Annotated in this window: 18 protein-coding genes; 12 read left to right on the top strand and 6 right to left on the bottom strand. The window is 43.3% G+C overall.

Going from position 1 to position 15,628, the window contains the following annotated elements:
- Positions 1–76: 76 nt before the first annotated feature.
- Both mdh and HY58_RS16035 read right to left on the bottom strand, forming a co-directional pair.
- Positions 77–1,006: a malate dehydrogenase gene (gene mdh / locus HY58_RS16040; RefSeq protein WP_039134335.1), complete on the bottom strand. Its 930-nt coding sequence runs from the start codon at positions 1,004–1,006 to the stop codon at positions 77–79.
- A gap of 79 nt (positions 1,007–1,085) precedes the next feature.
- Positions 1,086–1,631 carry a redoxin domain-containing protein gene (locus tag HY58_RS16035; protein ID WP_039134326.1) on the bottom strand — a complete coding sequence of 182 codons (546 nt, stop codon included), beginning with the start codon at positions 1,629–1,631 and terminating at the stop codon, positions 1,086–1,088.
- 110 nt (positions 1,632–1,741) lie between these two features.
- Between HY58_RS16035 and HY58_RS16030 the strand changes: the two genes are divergently transcribed.
- From HY58_RS16030 to accC, 5 genes are all read left to right on the top strand, one after another.
- Positions 1,742–2,101 carry a BlaI/MecI/CopY family transcriptional regulator gene (locus HY58_RS16030; RefSeq protein ID WP_039134324.1) on the top strand — a complete coding sequence of 120 codons (360 nt, stop codon included), beginning with the start codon at positions 1,742–1,744 and terminating at the stop codon, positions 2,099–2,101.
- A 22-nt stretch (positions 2,102–2,123) separates the two neighbouring features.
- Complete coding sequence (locus HY58_RS19045) at positions 2,124–3,839, top strand: M56 family metallopeptidase (RefSeq protein WP_082022199.1); 1,716 nt, start codon at positions 2,124–2,126, stop codon at positions 3,837–3,839.
- 101 nt (positions 3,840–3,940) lie between these two features.
- Complete coding sequence (efp, locus tag HY58_RS16020; RefSeq protein WP_039134321.1) at positions 3,941–4,507, top strand: elongation factor P; 567 nt, start codon at positions 3,941–3,943, stop codon at positions 4,505–4,507.
- Positions 4,508–4,603: 96 nt separating this feature from the next.
- Positions 4,604–5,098, top strand: coding sequence for an acetyl-CoA carboxylase biotin carboxyl carrier protein (gene accB / locus HY58_RS16015; RefSeq protein ID WP_039134318.1), 495 nt, complete (start codon positions 4,604–4,606; stop codon positions 5,096–5,098).
- Between the two features lie 35 nt (positions 5,099–5,133).
- Complete coding sequence (gene accC, locus HY58_RS16010) at positions 5,134–6,471, top strand: acetyl-CoA carboxylase biotin carboxylase subunit (RefSeq protein ID WP_039134316.1); 1,338 nt, start codon at positions 5,134–5,136, stop codon at positions 6,469–6,471.
- 48 nt (positions 6,472–6,519) lie between these two features.
- Here accC and hxpB read toward each other — a convergent pair whose 3' ends face one another.
- Positions 6,520–7,182 (bottom strand): hexitol phosphatase HxpB, encoded by a 663-nt coding sequence (gene hxpB, locus HY58_RS16005; protein ID WP_039134313.1) that lies wholly within the window; start codon positions 7,180–7,182, stop codon positions 6,520–6,522.
- A 96-nt stretch (positions 7,183–7,278) separates the two neighbouring features.
- On the opposite strand from hxpB, the gene HY58_RS16000 reads away from it, so the two are divergent.
- Entirely contained in the window at positions 7,279–8,067 is a 789-nt protein-coding gene (locus HY58_RS16000) for a lysophospholipid acyltransferase family protein (protein WP_052324217.1), read from the top strand.
- 7 nt (positions 8,068–8,074) lie between these two features.
- Here HY58_RS16000 and HY58_RS15995 read toward each other — a convergent pair whose 3' ends face one another.
- Positions 8,075–8,587: an acyl-CoA thioesterase gene (locus tag HY58_RS15995; protein WP_039134497.1), complete on the bottom strand. Its 513-nt coding sequence runs from the start codon at positions 8,585–8,587 to the stop codon at positions 8,075–8,077.
- A gap of 50 nt (positions 8,588–8,637) precedes the next feature.
- The gene (locus HY58_RS15990; RefSeq protein WP_039134495.1) at positions 8,638–9,738 is read right to left on the bottom strand and encodes a mandelate racemase/muconate lactonizing enzyme family protein; all 1,101 of its coding nucleotides are present in this window, start codon (positions 9,736–9,738) and stop codon (positions 8,638–8,640) included.
- Between the two features lie 87 nt (positions 9,739–9,825).
- On the opposite strand from HY58_RS15990, the gene HY58_RS15985 reads away from it, so the two are divergent.
- The 3 genes from HY58_RS15985 to HY58_RS15975 all read left to right on the top strand — a co-directional run bounded on the left by HY58_RS15985 (position 9,826) and on the right by HY58_RS15975 (position 12,856).
- The gene (locus HY58_RS15985; protein WP_039134310.1) at positions 9,826–10,542 is read left to right on the top strand and encodes an SDR family oxidoreductase; all 717 of its coding nucleotides are present in this window, start codon (positions 9,826–9,828) and stop codon (positions 10,540–10,542) included.
- Positions 10,543–10,612: 70 nt separating this feature from the next.
- Positions 10,613–11,839, top strand: coding sequence for a proline dehydrogenase family protein (locus HY58_RS15980; RefSeq protein WP_039134305.1), 1,227 nt, complete (start codon positions 10,613–10,615; stop codon positions 11,837–11,839).
- A 162-nt stretch (positions 11,840–12,001) separates the two neighbouring features.
- Positions 12,002–12,856: a hypothetical protein gene (locus HY58_RS15975; protein ID WP_039134302.1), complete on the top strand. Its 855-nt coding sequence runs from the start codon at positions 12,002–12,004 to the stop codon at positions 12,854–12,856.
- Positions 12,857–12,871: 15 nt separating this feature from the next.
- Here HY58_RS15975 and HY58_RS15970 read toward each other — a convergent pair whose 3' ends face one another.
- Positions 12,872–13,345 carry a GAF domain-containing protein gene (locus tag HY58_RS15970; protein WP_039134300.1) on the bottom strand — a complete coding sequence of 158 codons (474 nt, stop codon included), beginning with the start codon at positions 13,343–13,345 and terminating at the stop codon, positions 12,872–12,874.
- 83 nt (positions 13,346–13,428) lie between these two features.
- Between HY58_RS15970 and HY58_RS15965 the strand changes: the two genes are divergently transcribed.
- The 3 genes from HY58_RS15965 to HY58_RS15955 are packed head-to-tail and all read left to right on the top strand — an operon-like array spanning position 13,429 to position 15,606.
- Positions 13,429–14,223 carry a thymidylate synthase gene (locus HY58_RS15965; RefSeq protein ID WP_039134297.1) on the top strand — a complete coding sequence of 265 codons (795 nt, stop codon included), beginning with the start codon at positions 13,429–13,431 and terminating at the stop codon, positions 14,221–14,223.
- Positions 14,224–14,264: 41 nt separating this feature from the next.
- A complete protein-coding gene (locus HY58_RS15960) occupies positions 14,265–14,789 on the top strand; it encodes a dihydrofolate reductase (protein WP_039134294.1) in 525 nt (174 codons plus the stop codon).
- 4 nt (positions 14,790–14,793) lie between these two features.
- Positions 14,794–15,606 carry an O-methyltransferase gene (locus tag HY58_RS15955; RefSeq protein ID WP_052324216.1) on the top strand — a complete coding sequence of 271 codons (813 nt, stop codon included), beginning with the start codon at positions 14,794–14,796 and terminating at the stop codon, positions 15,604–15,606.
- Positions 15,607–15,628: the final 22 nt, after the last annotated feature.

Below are 15,628 nucleotides of genomic sequence, written 5' to 3'. Positions count from 1 at the left end.
ATAGTTTGCCGGTTTTTTTCGATAAAAAGCACAAAAAAACCGGCGAATGCCGGTTTTTTACCATTACAGGCTTTTATTATAAGGTCTTTAATACATCATTCATAGTCCTTACGGCCTCAGCACTCTTTTGGAATAATGCCTTTTCTGCATCGTTAAGATCAAAATCAACAATTTTCTCCCATCCGTTTTTGCCAATTACGACTGGTACTCCCAGGCAAATATCTTTCTGTCCGTATTCACCATCAAGCTGTACGCAGCAGGTGAATAATTTTTTCTCATCACGAAGAATGCTTTCAACAAGTGCTGCTCCGGCTGCACCCGGGGCATACCAGGCAGATGTTCCTATAAGCTTGGTAAGCGTAGCGCCACCTACCATTGTATCAGCAATAACCTGCTGCTGCTCTTCTTCACTGAGGAATTTGGTTACCGGAATAGAATTCCAGGTAGCAAAGCGAATAAGCGGGATCATTGTTGTATCACCATGGCCACCCACAACAAGTGCATTCAGGTCGGCTGGTGAACAACCCAAACGCTGGCTGAGCTGGTATTTGAAGCGGGCGCTGTCAAGCGTACCACCCATGCCGATGATGCGGTTTTTTGGAATCCCCGATGATGTTATGGCAAGCTGTGTCATTGTATCCATCGGATTACTGATCACGATGATAATTGCCTCAGGAGAATATTTTAAAATGTTCTCACAAACGGTTTTCACAATACCTGCATTGGTGCCGATCAATTCTTCCCTTGTCATTCCTGGCTTACGTGGAATACCTGAAGTGATCACTACTACATCACTACCGGCAGTTTTGCTGTAATCATTGGTAGAGCCAATAATACGCGTATCAAATCCAAGCAGCGCGGCTGTCTGCATCATGTCCTGGGCCTTGCCTTCTGCAAGTCCTTCCTTGATATCAAGCAATACCAGCTCCTCGCAAAGTTCTTTGCGGGCAATGTTATCGGCACAGGTTGCGCCTACGGCTCCGGCACCTACTACAGTAACTTTCATTTGGAAAAATTTATATGTGATATGATTTATTTGCGCAGCAAAGGTAGGGGGGAAGCTTCAATTATTTTTATGAAAGGCACTACTGTTCCAATGTGGAAAGTATCCTGGCAACAGGGGTTGTATTTTCAAACGTTTCGATGAGTTTGCCTTTTCGGTCATATAAAGCAATGAAGGGAAGATTCGACAACCGGTAATAGGTGGGGAGGAAATATTTCTCATCACGGCCTATATATAGGTTCTTCCAGGTTTCAAGGCCATACTGCTTGTAAAACTCCTGAAGCTGCTCCATGGGTTGGTAGGTGGCCATCACCAGGTTATGTTTTTCAATATCTTTTTTTACATTGTTCATCTGGTTGAACTGTTCAATACAATGATGGCAATCAGGACTAAAAAATATCACTATGGTTGCTTTTCGTTTTGCCATATCATCCCTTTTTATCAGATTGTCATTCACTCCTTTTAATTCAAACGGAGGGAGAACCGGAAATCTTTTATAAGGCGGGGGAAGACTATCGTTAGCCTGGGCAACTGTATTGGGACTGTATAATAGAACTACTATAAAAAATGCCAGACATGACCATACCCTGAATTGGGTTGCTTTCAGAAAGTATACAGAGAGTTTCATGCCTTAAAAATAGCGAGGAGCAACCCTTTCCAACCCTCTTTTTATTTTATTTAACAAGAAATATTTGAAATGCTACGATTATTTCGTAGATTTACGAAAAGTTCGTAGAAATGGAAAGATTAACTGTTCAGGAGGAGGAGGCCATGCAGGCAGTATGGCTGACCGGTGAGGGAAATGTAAAATCATTTCTTGAGAAAATGGAAGAACCTCTACCTCCTTATACTACACTTGCATCTACTATCAAGAATCTGGAGAAAAAGGGATACCTGCAAAGCCGGCAGGTAGGTAATATGTATATGTACCGGCCAACAATAACCGAATCACAGTATAAACAGGGATACATGAATAATTTCATCCAGGATTATTTTGACAACTCTTACAAGGCCATGGTGAATTTTTTCGTTGAGCAGAAACAACTTAGTAAAGATGAGTTGCAGGAAATTCTGGAAATGATTGAAAGAAAAAAATAAACCAACCCCATAAGCCATCCCCATGCCGGCAATACTTGTTTATATCCTGAAGATGTCCATAAGCCTCGCGGCTGTCTATATCTTTTATTTCCTGCTTTTGCGACAGATGACGTTCTATCAATGGAACAGGTGGTACCTTCTGGTATATGCCCTGATGTGTTTCCTGTTGCCATTTATGGATATATACTGGTGGCTTGACAGTTCACCGCAGGATAGTAGTTTTCTTCAATATATGCCTGCTATTGGTGATTTCCCGGCTACTGAAACTGCATTACAGCAAAATCCCCTGTACAATTGGAAATGGTTGACAATATTGATTGGTGTGGGTGTGGGTGTTATGTTTGTGCGACTTATTATTCAATATGCATCGCTCCTAAGGATGCATTCACGGGCAAAGCTTTTTGTGGATGGCAATGTCAGATTGTATGAAGTAAAAGAGGCAATCGTTCCTTTCTCATTTGGCGCGGCTGTATATATTAATCCATCCCAGCATGAAGAGGTTGAACTGAAAGAGATCATTCGCCATGAAATGGTGCATGTGCGCCAGCATCATACTGTTGATGTGATATTATCTGAGTTGCTGGTGGTTTTATGCTGGTTCAATCCCTTTGCCTGGTTACTTAGAAAAGCTATTCGTCAGAACCTTGAATTTATTGCCGACAGGCAGGTACTGGTGAATGGCGTTGACCGTACACAATATCAATATCTTCTTTTAAAGGTGGTGGGGCAACGTCATTTCAGCATGGCCAGCCACCTTAATATTTCAGCATTAAAAAACAGGATTGCCATGATGAACAAGATCAGAACAGCCAGGTTACACCTGGTAAAATTTGCCTTTGCAGTTCCGGTAATAGCGGTATTATTACTGGCCTTCCGCAAACAGGAAGATAATAAGAAGGAAAACGAAGTTGTAGGAATGTCTGGGATGAATTTTATTCCGGGATATACTTTTAATGATGTAGTTCCCCAATTTGCTACAGATACTGTTCCTGAAAAAAGAAAGGTTTGGAAAAATGGACTTAATGAAAAGGGATACTATGTAACAATTGCCGACAACCATGGAGAGTGCATCGTTATTGTAAAAGACAATAATAAAAAGCTGATAAAGGCAGTGCAATTAACTGAGTGGAATGCCAGTAAGTCTTATGAAGCACAGTATGGTGAAATTCCACCACCGCCCCCACCTGCACCTGCTGCGCCCCCGGCTCCTCCGGCAGTAAAAGGACAGATAGCGCCACCGGCACCTCCCGCGCCTCCCGCGCCTCCCGCTCCACCTGCACTACCTGACCTACCGGATAATGTTAACATAGTTGTCCAGACCAACAAAATCAACCAGGAACCTATGGTCATAGCAGGTAACAGGAAAATGACCATGGCCATGCTTCGGCAGATTCCACCTTCTCAGATTGAATCTATGAATGTATTGAAAGGTAAAACAGCCACCGATAAATACGGCCAGCAAGGACAGTTTGGCGTAATTGAGGTAAGCCTTCGTGAGGGCGGTGATATTCCGGCCAACGTACTTTATATAGTGGATGGAAAAGAAGCAACACGCGAACAGGTTAATGCACTTTCTAATGATGAGATCAGGGATATGAAAGTATTAAAGGGAGATGCGGCAGTTGAGAAATACGGAGAGAAGGGACGCAACGGTGTTGTAGAGATATACAAACAAAAGGTGATACGTGTTGAATTATGGAATCCATTGAGCATGATAGATAAGAAAGACAACTGCTAGGGCCTGCCGTAAATAACGCTCCTGTTTCATTGCCCTTTTACCGAATTACAGTAATTTTGCCCCCTCAAATCTATTTTGCATTCAGAAAATTGTAATTCGTTATGGCAAATACATCGGACATCAGCCGGGGCCTTATCATTAAGCTTGATGGCAGCCTTTATAAAATCGTTGAATTCGGGGAAAACAAGACAGCACGTGCAGCCGCAAAGGTATGGGCTAAATTAAAGGGAGTTGATAATAACCGTTCCATTGAACAAACCTGGAACAGCGGTGATACTATTTACCCTATCCGCGTTGAAAGAAAGAATTTCCAGTTTCTTTATAAAGATGATTCAGGATATAATTTCATGGATAATGAAACTTTCGAACAAATCATTGCGCAGGAAACATTGGTAGATGCTCCACAGTTCCTTAAAGATGGCCAGGAAGTTTCTGTTCTGGTAAATACAGAAACGGATACTCCGATGAGTATTGAACTTCCTGACAAGATCGTTTTGAAAGTTACCTACAGCGAACCTGGAATGCGTGGAGATACAGCAACAAGAACTTTAAAACCTGCCACTGTAGAGACCGGAGCAACAGTTATGGTTCCTCTTTTTGTGAACGAAGGGGAATTAATCAGGGTCAATACCAAGACAGGAGATTATGTTGAAAGGGTAAAAGAATAATAAGATATACAGCCCCTCTTCGGAGGGGTTTTCTTTTAGGTAATCTTTTTCCCTATCTTAGCCGCCAAAATAATCACCAACGGTAAATTCAGTACAATGGATTTCAAACAAATTCAGGAGTTGATCCGACTGATCAACAAATCGAACATCGGTGAATTGAGTATTGAGGAGAAGGGGTTCAAGGTTACGATTAAGCAAAAACAAGACAACATTCAGCAGGTGATGGCTGCACCGGTTTATGCGCAGGCACCATCGGCACCTGTAGCGGCAGCTGCTGCTACACCTCAATCCGCATCATCATCATCGCCAGTAGCAGAGAAACCTAAGGCATCAGAAGCCACTCCCTCCAACCTGGTCACTATCAAAAGTCCGATGATCGGAACTTTCTACCGTAGACCTTCACCTGACAAACCACTTTTGGTTGAAGTGGGGGACGAAGTGTCTGAGGGTAAAGTTGTTTGCATCATTGAGGCAATGAAACTTTTTAATGAAATTGAAAGTGAAGTAAAAGGTAAGATCGTAAAGGTTCTTGCTGAAGATGCTTCGCCGGTTGAATATGACCAGCCGCTGTTCCTTGTTGAGCCTGCTTAAATCAATGGTTAAGTTCCACCAAACCAAAATGGAAGATGTTTAAAAAAGTATTAATCGCCAATCGTGGCGAGATTGCGCTTCGCGTGATCCGTACCTGTCGGGAGATGGGGATCAAAACGATAGCTGTTTATTCTACTGCTGATAAAGATAGTCTACATGTAAAATTTGCCGATGAGGCAGTTTGTCTCGGCCGCCCTCAAAGCGCTGATTCATATCTGAACATCCCTCACCTGATGGCAGCTGCAGAAATAACCAATGCTGATGCTATTCATCCGGGATATGGTTTCCTGGCAGAAAATGCTCGTTTTGCAGAGATATGCGGCGAGCATAATATCAAATTTATTGGTCCCACGCCCGACCAGATCAGGGCCATGGGTGATAAGATCACCGCCAAGGAAACTATGATCAAAGCCGGAGTTCCGGTTATACCTGGTAGTGAGGGCCTATTGGAGAGTCTTGACCAATCCTATACGGTAGCTGAAAATATGGGCTACCCGGTCATCATCAAAGCAACTGCAGGTGGTGGCGGTAAAGGTATGCGCGTAGTTTGGGCGAAAGAAGAGATGGAGCGGGCATATAATAATGCCAAAGCGGAGGCACTGGCCTCATTCAAGAATGATGGTATCTACATGGAGAAATTCGTGGAAGATCCCCGTCATATTGAAATTCAGGTTGCGGGTGACCGTTATGGTAAGGTATGCCACCTCAGTGAGCGTGATTGCTCTATCCAGCGCCGGCACCAGAAGCTGGTTGAAGAATCACCTTCGCCATTCATGACACCCGACCTTCGTTTTGCAATGGGAGAGGCAGCCAAGAAGGCAGCTGAGGCTATCAGCTATGAAGGCGTTGGTACAATCGAATTCCTGGTGGATAAGCACCGCAATTTTTATTTCATGGAAATGAATACCCGTATCCAGGTTGAACACTGCGTTACGGAAGAGGTGATAAATTTTGATCTTATCAAAGAACAGATCAAAATAGCAATGGGAGAGCCCATCAGCGGAAGGGATTATGAACCACAAATGCATGCCATCGAATGCCGGATAAACGCTGAAGATCCATATAATGATTTCCGTCCAAGTCCGGGTAAGATTACAACACTTCATACCCCCGGTGGTCATGGTGTGCGGGTAGATAGCCATGTATACGCAGGATATACCATTCCGCCTTACTATGATTCAATGATAGGAAAGCTCATTACGGTTGCACGAACAAGAGATGAAGCGATCAATACCATGTATCGTGCTTTGAGTGAATATGTGATTGAAGGCGTTAAGACAACTATTCCGTTTCACCTGCAACTGATGCAGAACGAAGATTTCAGAAGCGGAAATTTCACTACCAAGTTCTTAGAAACTTTCAAGATGAAATAGATCATGCGAATAATTAGAAGGCCGTCTCATTAGAGACGGCCTTTTTTATTATTTCCATAAACCTTCCAGCAACAACTCGTTGAAATTAACGAGTGATCTTAACTTCAGGTCAGCAGCTCCCCATTTGAGTTCATTATACTGATCGGTTGCAGGCACTACCACACATTTCATTTTGGCGGCCTTAGCTGCAATCATACCATTGAATGAATCTTCAAAGCAAACACTGTGAAATGATTTAACACCCAGTTGATATGCGCACTCTAGAAATACCTGTGGGTGAGGTTTGCCAAAAGGAAGTTCGCCAGCAGAAGTGATATTATCAAGATAGGGCCCAATGCCTAATTTCTCCACTACCATATTGATAAGGCGCATTGGAGAAGAGGATGCAAGCCCGATCCGAAAATCTTTCTGAAGAAAAAAATTAATGATATGCTCAACCCCTGGCATGGGAAGACCGGAAGCTTTTATTTTTTGCAAAGCTGCTTCTTCAATATTTTGAATGGCTGTTGTTGCATGTGCATGATCTACCCCGAAATAGTTGAACCAATGGTCTATCCATTCAATAGTTCTTAAGCCTGTACTGGAATGGTATTGTTCAGCACTCAGTCTGATACCGAAACCAGAAAGCGTTTCAATGCCTGCTTCCTGCCAGTAGGGCTCGGAATCTATCAGCAGACCATCCATATCCAAAATGACGGCTTTCTTTGACATCTGCAAATATACATTTGGAGCAACCAATATTCGATGGTATCTATCACCAAATATGTATATTGCGGCACAGTTTGTTAGTGAATCAACAACCCCTGCATGAGTGAACTGATCGATAGATTAAAACAAATAAGGCTGGTTCGTAAGCTTGTATATGCGGTGGTAGGAATTGTTTCCTATCCCGGACTTTGCTGGGTGAACAAGATAAAGATTACCGGAACCGAGAACATAGAAAATCTTCCCCGGAAGAACGTTTTGTTCGTCAGTAATCACCAGACCTATTTTGCGGATGTAATAACGTTCCTTCATATTTTCTGCGCTGTTAAATGGGGTAAACGTAATGAGCTGGGTATTCCATATTACCTCCTCAATCCATATACAAATGTGTATTATGTGGCCGCGGAAGAAACAATGAAAGGTTCCTGGGTCAGCAAATTTTTTATACTGGCCGGCGCACTAACAGTGAAGCGTACATGGAGACAGGGCGCCACGGAAGTAAGACGTGGTCTAGACCCATCCGATACAAGAAAAATAGAACGGGCACTAAGTAATAGTTGGGTTATCACTTTCCCACAGGGTACTACAAGACCATTTGCTCCAGGCAGAAAAGGTACGGCCTTGATTATAAAGAAAAATCGTCCCATCATAGTGCCTGTTGTGATCAACGGATTCTGGCGTGCTTTTAATAAGAAGGGACTGAGTTTTAAAAAGAAGGGCTCTTTACTTACAGTGAATTTTAAGGAGCCACTTCAGATCGATTATGATGCCTCACCCGATATGATCCTGGAACAGCTCATGGACTCAATTGAACAAAGCCGCAAATTCATGATGAAAGTGCCTCACCTTGCCGCTACTTTCCAGGATAAACCTGAAAGGATGAAATCCTGAAATGCTTTTATAAATTAAATAGAGCTTTTAACTCCGTTGCATCATGTGGTTTCATTTTGCCACCTAGTATAAGCCGCAGCTGCCTTCTTCTTAAAGCACCTTCATACAATTCCGTTTCTTCTTTTGATTCAGGTACTAATACCGGAACAGGCCTCGGCTTACGATTTGGATCGAGTGCAACAAAAGTATAATATGCCTCATTGCTTTTGTATTTATACTGGTGGGTGAAATCTTCGCCCCAAACCCTGAGATGAACTTCCATTGATGTGTTGAAGGCGCGGGTCACCTTTGCCTCAATGTTTACAACATTGCCAAGTTTTATAGGTGCCTCGAAGGAAATATTATCTACTGATGCGGTAACTACCGGTGCATTGCAATGCTTGCCGGCAGCAAGGGCTGCAGCTATATCCATCCAGTACATAAGTCTGCCCCCCATAAGATTGCCAAACAGGTTTGTGTCATTGGGTAAAACCAACTCCGTCATTACAACAAAACTTTCAGAAGGCTTTCTATGGTCCATATAGTTCATTTTTTGAAGGTGCAAGCTACATTGTTTTGGGCAATCACTCTTTACACCCTGATCATTTCAAGTGTTTCCAGAAAAGAAGGGTCAACATCTGCTCCAATGCCATTGCCATCCGGAAGTTCCACCATAAAACCATTATACTTCACTCCACCAGTTACCGGATCAGTTTTATGGCCCAGCAGGCAGGTATCCATATCATAAAAACAAACATTTTCTGATGCGGTTGCAAAATGTGCGAAGGCAGTTAATGCAACCCTGCTTTCAAGCATTCCACCCATCATGCAGGGTATTAAATTTTCTTCACAAACTTTATTTATAGCGATCGCTTCCAATATACCTCCGCTCTTGGCAAATTTGATGTTCACGTAACTGCAGGCATTGGCATTGATGAGTCGACCCGCATCATGATGATCATAAACACTTTCATCAGCCATAATAGGGATGGTACTCAGCTTCTTTAATTCCGGAAGCAAGGCGTCGTTCCAGGTTCGCATAGGCTGTTCACAGAATTGTACATCATATTCAGCCATGGCCACCAGCGCCCTGGTGGCAGCAGTTGGTTCCCATCCCTGGTTTGCATCTATGCGGAGTTGAATTGCTGGTCCGGCTACCTCACGGATGGCCCTCACTCTTTCAATATCCGTATCGGGATCCCTGCCAAGTTTGATCTTGATAATACGAACGCCACGATTAATAAAATCCGTTGCCTGCAATGCCATGTTTTGAGGATCACTGATTCCAATGGTGAGATCCGTTTCCATAAGCTTTAAAGATTTTCCACCCAACAATTGGTATAGTGGTTTGGAAGCGGCTTTGGCGGCAAGATCATATAAAGCCATATCAAAGGCGCTCTTTATGGTTGAATTGCCGGCAGTGAACCAATGCAGCTCTTCCATCCTTTCTTCTATCTGTAAAGCGTTCCGTCCTTTCCATAATGAAGCAAAATCTTTCGCCATCACAAAACAGGTGTTTTGTGTTTCTCCAACAATCATTGGGAATGCTGAACATTCTCCCACTCCATAGATTCCCTCATCAGTATGGATACGGATGAAAATGTTCTGCGCATGCTCCATTGTGCCGGTGGCAATGGTGAAAGGATGCATCGGAATACTGTAACGGTAGATATCGGTATGTGTAATCTTCATGCTAAGGAATGAATACACAAAATAAACCAATCCCATTAGTCTGAACAACAAAAGCGTCGGGTCATTGTTGATAGCTATAAATTTTACATGGAATCTTTAAAGGGAAAGAACGTACTACTTATCGGCGCAACCGGGGGTATTGGAGCACATACGGCCAGGTTACTTGCATCCAGCGGCGCAAACCTTTTTCTTACTGCAAGAAATGCGGATAAACTAAATGCGCTGGCATCAGATTGTAAACTCGCTGAAAAATATATTGCCGTTGCCGACCTCACCCGGATAAAGGAAGTTAATGCACTTCACCAACGTTTTTTTGATGTATTCGATCGTATCGATATTCTGGTGAATGCCTCAGGTATTGGAATTATCAAGACCATAGATAATCTTTCGGAAGAAGAGTTAAGAAGATCGCTTGACACTAATCTCATTGGACCGTTTCTGATATTACAATCTTTTCTCCCTGATTTTAAGAACCAGAAAAAAGGGCTGATCATTCATATCCCCGGCGTATTGGGTAAAACACCGATGGCGGGAGCAGCCGCATACAGTGCATCCAAGTATGGTTTGGTAGGGATGTTACAAAGTATACGGGAAGAAGTAAAACGTACAGAGATCAGGTTTACAAATATTTTCCTTGGTGGCGTTGATACTGCCTTCTGGGATAATATTGACCTGCGTGTACAGCGTGAAAAGATGGTACAGGCAGAAGAAGCTGCAAGGGCAATCTGGTTCCTTTGCCAGCAGCCCCTGAGCGGTGTTGTTAGTGAAATGGTGTTACAGCCTTTCAATCACCAGGCTATATGATCAAACTCAGCTCTTTGTATTTGTAATGCCCACATATTTCTCCTTATTTTTGCGGCCATAATTGCGCGCCATGGATCCAAAACCCCTGATTTCTTTCGACAATACTGAGAACGCATTTGCCTATAAATCTGAGAAGTCGCTTCGTAAAGCAAGTTTCCTTTTTACCAGCATGGGATTCCAGACGCTGGTGAAGTTGGGAACCAGTATAACTCCATGGGCTATCCGGGCCGGATTGCCAATCAGGGGACTGATAAGAAATACCATTTTTGAACAATTTGTGGGTGGCGAAACACTGGAAGAAACCGCGCCTGTTGTGAATACCATGGCCAGATACCATGTGCAGGTAATTCTCGATTATGGTGTGGAAGGGGGAGATTATGGTGAGGAAGGATTGGATCACGCGGGGGAAGAATTCATGAAGGTTATAAGGTATGCAGCAACGCAACCTAATATACCCTTCATGAGTATAAAGGTAACCGGACTCGCACGTACCGGCCTCCTGGAAAAACTTGATGCGGCATCAGCTACCAAAAGCGGTTTTGAAGGAAGAGTACATACAGAAGTACTTACAGATAACGAAAAGAAAGAATGGGATAAAGTAGTAGGGCGGATGGATAGAATCTGTAGCCTGGCTGCCGAATTAAATGTTGGCGTGCTGATAGATGCAGAGGAAAGTTGGATACAGGATCCTGTTGACGCATTAACGATGCAGATGATGGCAAAGTACAACAAAGAGGTTGCGGTAGTGTACAACACCATGCAACTTTACAGGATAGATCGCTTACAGTTTCTCAAAGACAGTTATAATGCCGCAGAGCAGCAGGGTTTTGTGCTGGGAGCAAAACTGGTAAGAGGTGCATACATGGAAAAGGAAAGAGAACGTGCCGCTGAAATGTTGTACTCATCACCCATCCAGCCTAATAAGGAAGCATGCGACCGTGATTATAATCTCGCCGTCGAATTTTGTGTTGAACATGTAGAAAGGATAGCCGTTATAGTTGCTTCACATAATGAATTCAGTAATTTATATACTACTCAGTTAATGGAGCGTAAGGCACTTGCACACAATCATGACCATATTCATTTTTCCCAATTGTACGGCATGAGTGATAATATTACTTTCAACCTGGCAAAGGCCGGCTATGCCGTTAGTAAATACCTCCCATTCGGACCCATTCAGGATGTTATCCCTTACCTCATGCGCCGGGCGCAGGAAAACAGTTCTGTTGCCGGACATACCGGCCGTGAGCTTGGACTCATTAAAAAAGAACTTGCAAGAAGAAAGTCCGCCGGCTGAGTTTATTCACATAATTTGATTTTGGTATTATTGTTGTTTTAAATGATCTGTTAGAACGGATCATTTTTTTTGCCCTTCCTATTCCCCAGCCGTATTTACTATAGCCAAATAATCACCGGAAAGCCTTGCTGCATGAGTATAATGCTACGCTAAACTGTCTCTATGTCTTTTCATTTACTGGTTTCCACATTTGAGGTTGGACGATTTTTACAGATCGTTGGCCTGATAAGCCTGCCTATAATCCTGTTAACACTTGGTATGATATGCTGGCTACATTACCGCAACAAAAAGCAATCCATAGCCATGGCTGAAGATGCGGATCCGCCACCTGCTCTTATTCTTCAGGAACCATCAACAATTATTCCTCTTGAAGGCCAGCCTCCTTACATACGTAATAACACCCTGGTGCATTTATACAATAACCGGCAACGGCTTCAAAGCAGCCTCTCCATGTATGAAGATCTTCAGAACAGATATGAAGTTCTCCAGCAATCTTATGATTCACTGGTGCATACAAACAATAACAATGAAATCAAAAACAATCATATGGAAAATGAAGTAAAATCAACAGAAACAGATCACCGTTACCTGGAAGATATGCTGCATGAGAAACAGCTGCAGATTGAATTTCTGCAGAACCAGCTCAGCCAGCGAATCCGGAACTTCCACGAGCTGGAAGCACGCGACAGGGAGATTGTTCATCAGGCTTCACAGGCTGATTCAAGGGCAAATGAATTATTACAGCAAACAGAATTATTAAGAGAAGAGCTACGTCAACTGCAGAGTAACCAGGAATCGTTGAGAATTGCGGAAGAGAAAATAATAAACCAGGAGGAGATTATTCGTCTCCAGGAAAATGCATTGGAGGAGATGAGCAGGAAATTAAAACAGAAACAAGAAATGCTCAGTACTATTCATGCACAACTTTCAAATGTATTAGAGGAAGAGAATACGGTGATTCGATTAAGCCAGCCAATAGTGCAGCCTGAAAATAATATGGTTGCGGTAGGAGCCTGAGCAGTAAGTATATTTTTACCAGTTGATCAGGGATACTATCTTTTCAAGATATAATTTATCGGTTTCATCAAACTGGTCTAATTCGCTGCTGTCAACATCAAGCACACCAACAACCGTTCCATTATGCATTAGCGGAACCACGATCTCCGACCTGGAAAGGCTGCTGCAGGCAATATGCCCCGGGAACAGTTCCACATCAGGAACCACCAGGGTAGTTGCCTGCTGCCAGCTGCTGCCACATACGCCACGACCCTTTCTGATTCTTGTACAGGCAACGGGGCCCTGGAAAGGTCCCAATACAAGCTCATCCACTTTTACCAGATAAAATCCCACCCAGAACCATCCGAACTGCTCTTTCAGCGCAGCAGAAATATTGGCCAGGTTGGCGATCAGGTCGGTTTCGCCTTCCAGGAGTCCAATGATCTGGGGAAGTAGCGATTCGTACTGTTCCTTTTTAGTTCCTTTGAGTATTAATAGGTCTTCTGCCATGGTACAAAAATAAGCAATTCACATACTGCTCACAGTCATCATTTGCTCAAATCAACAATCCCTCATTTCCTTAACTTGCAGCCATGCAACAATACCTCGATCTGTTAACGCATATCCTCAATAACGGCACCCGGAAATCTGATCGCACCGGCACGGGTACAATAAGTTGCTTCGGATACCAGATGCGTTTTAACCTGCAGGATGGATTTCCTTTGGTGACTACAAAAAAAGTTCATCTGCGGAGTATTATCCATGAATTGCTCTGGTTCCTTAATGGTTCTACCAATACCGCCTATCTGAAAGAAAACGGCGTAAGTATCTGGGATGAATGGGCTGATGAAAATGGTGACCTCGGACCTGTTTATGGTAAGCAATGGCGGAGCTGGGAAGGAAAGGAGGGAAAAGTTATTGACCAGATTGCAGATGTGGTGAAGCAACTTCGTACAAATCCTGATAGCCGCAGGATGATCGTCAGTGCCTGGAATGTTGGAGAGCTTTCGGAAATGGCCCTGATGCCCTGTCATACCATTTTCCAGTTTTATGTAGCCGAAGGCAGGCTTAGCTGCCAGTTATACCAGCGCTCTGCCGATACATTCCTGGGAGTGCCGTTCAACATTGCATCCTATGCATTATTAACCCTGATGATGGCGCAGGTATGTGACCTTGAGCCCGGTGAATTCATACATACTTTTGGCGACGTACATATTTATAACAACCATCTTGATCAGGTTAATCTTCAGTTGTCACGCAAGCCCTATCCTCTTCCTAAAATGAATCTGAACAAAGAGGTGAAAGATATTTTTTCCTTCCGCTATGAAGATTTTGAGCTGCTGGATTATCATTGTCACCCCGGCATTAAAGCTCCGGTTGCTGTGTAACCATTTTTATAAAAAAGGCAGTGAATAATTCAACACCACAAATGCTATCCCGCAACCACCTCCCTGCAGGCCTTACCGTCAATATTGTTGTTGCCGTTAGTGATAACCAGGTTATAGGAAAGGACAATAAATTGTTATGGCATTTACCAAATGACCTTAAGTTTTTTAAAAACACTACCTGGGGTATGCCGGTGATCATGGGAAGGAAAACATTTGAAAGCGTTGGCAAGCCTCTGCCCGGCCGAACTAATATTGTTGTAACTAATAAAGAGGGTTGGACTGCCGAAGGCACTACTACAGCCAATAGCCTTCATGCCGCGCTGGAAGCCGCAGCGTCAACCGATGCACTGGAGGTTTATATTATCGGCGGAGGGGAAATTTACCGGCAATCACTACCCATATGCCACAGGGTTTATTTAACCCGCGTGCATACAACTATTGATGGGGATACCTCTTTTCCTGAACTACCAGAGGGAGAGTGGAAGATGCATTCCAGACTTGATTTTACAGCAGATGAACGTCATGCCTTTTCATACAGTTTCGAGATCTGGGAAAGGAAGCAGTAATAAAATGACTACAAGTAAACCCTATAGTTTTCCTGCTATCGCAGTACGGTACATTCGTTATTTGATCCGCGCAGGAAATGGCAAAGGTCATGGTATACATTCACCCTTTGTGTTCAGCTTTATCCGCGATGTTTTAAATGATAACAGAAAATACAATTGTTATGGGCGGATCGAATTGATCAGGAGCAGATTATTGAATGATCAAAGGCAACTTGTTGTGGAAGACCTGGGTGCGGGCGCGGGAAGGGGAGGGGGTAGGGAGAGAAGCATTGTCTCCATCGCAAAAAACGCAGCTAAACCTCCTCGGCTTGCAAAACTCTTATTTCGCGTGGTTAATTATTTTCAGCCATCCTTAATGATAGAGTTAGGTACTTCTTTAGGCATTACCACTGCCTACCTGGCGTCTGGAAATATAAATGGAAAGTTATATACACTGGAAGGCGCACCTGCTATAGCAGCTGCTGCAAAACAAAACCTCGATGAAGCTGGAGTTTCCAATGTAGAACAGATCAGTGGTAATTTTGATGATACGCTTGCTCCTTTGTTGAACAGAATAGGAACTGTGGATTTCGCTTATATAGATGGCAATCACCGCTATGAACCAACTATGCGGTATTTCAGGCAGTTACTGGCCTCTTCAAACTATAACAGTATAATTGTTCTCGATGATATTCACTGGAGTAAGGAGATGGAAACCGCCTGGAATGATATCCGCAATCATGCTGGTGTCAGTTGTACAATAGATCTTTTTTTCCTGGGCTTTGTTTTTTTCAGACCCGAATTCAAATCGAAGCAACATTTCATTATACGTTTCTGAGAAATAATATTCTCACGTTTCC

Source organism: Flavihumibacter sp. ZG627, assembly GCF_000814325.1.
Lineage (GTDB): Bacteria > Bacteroidota > Bacteroidia > Chitinophagales > Chitinophagaceae > Flavihumibacter.
The sequence above is the reverse complement of the archived record's forward strand: the minus strand, read 5'-3'. Positions and strand labels throughout refer to the sequence as shown.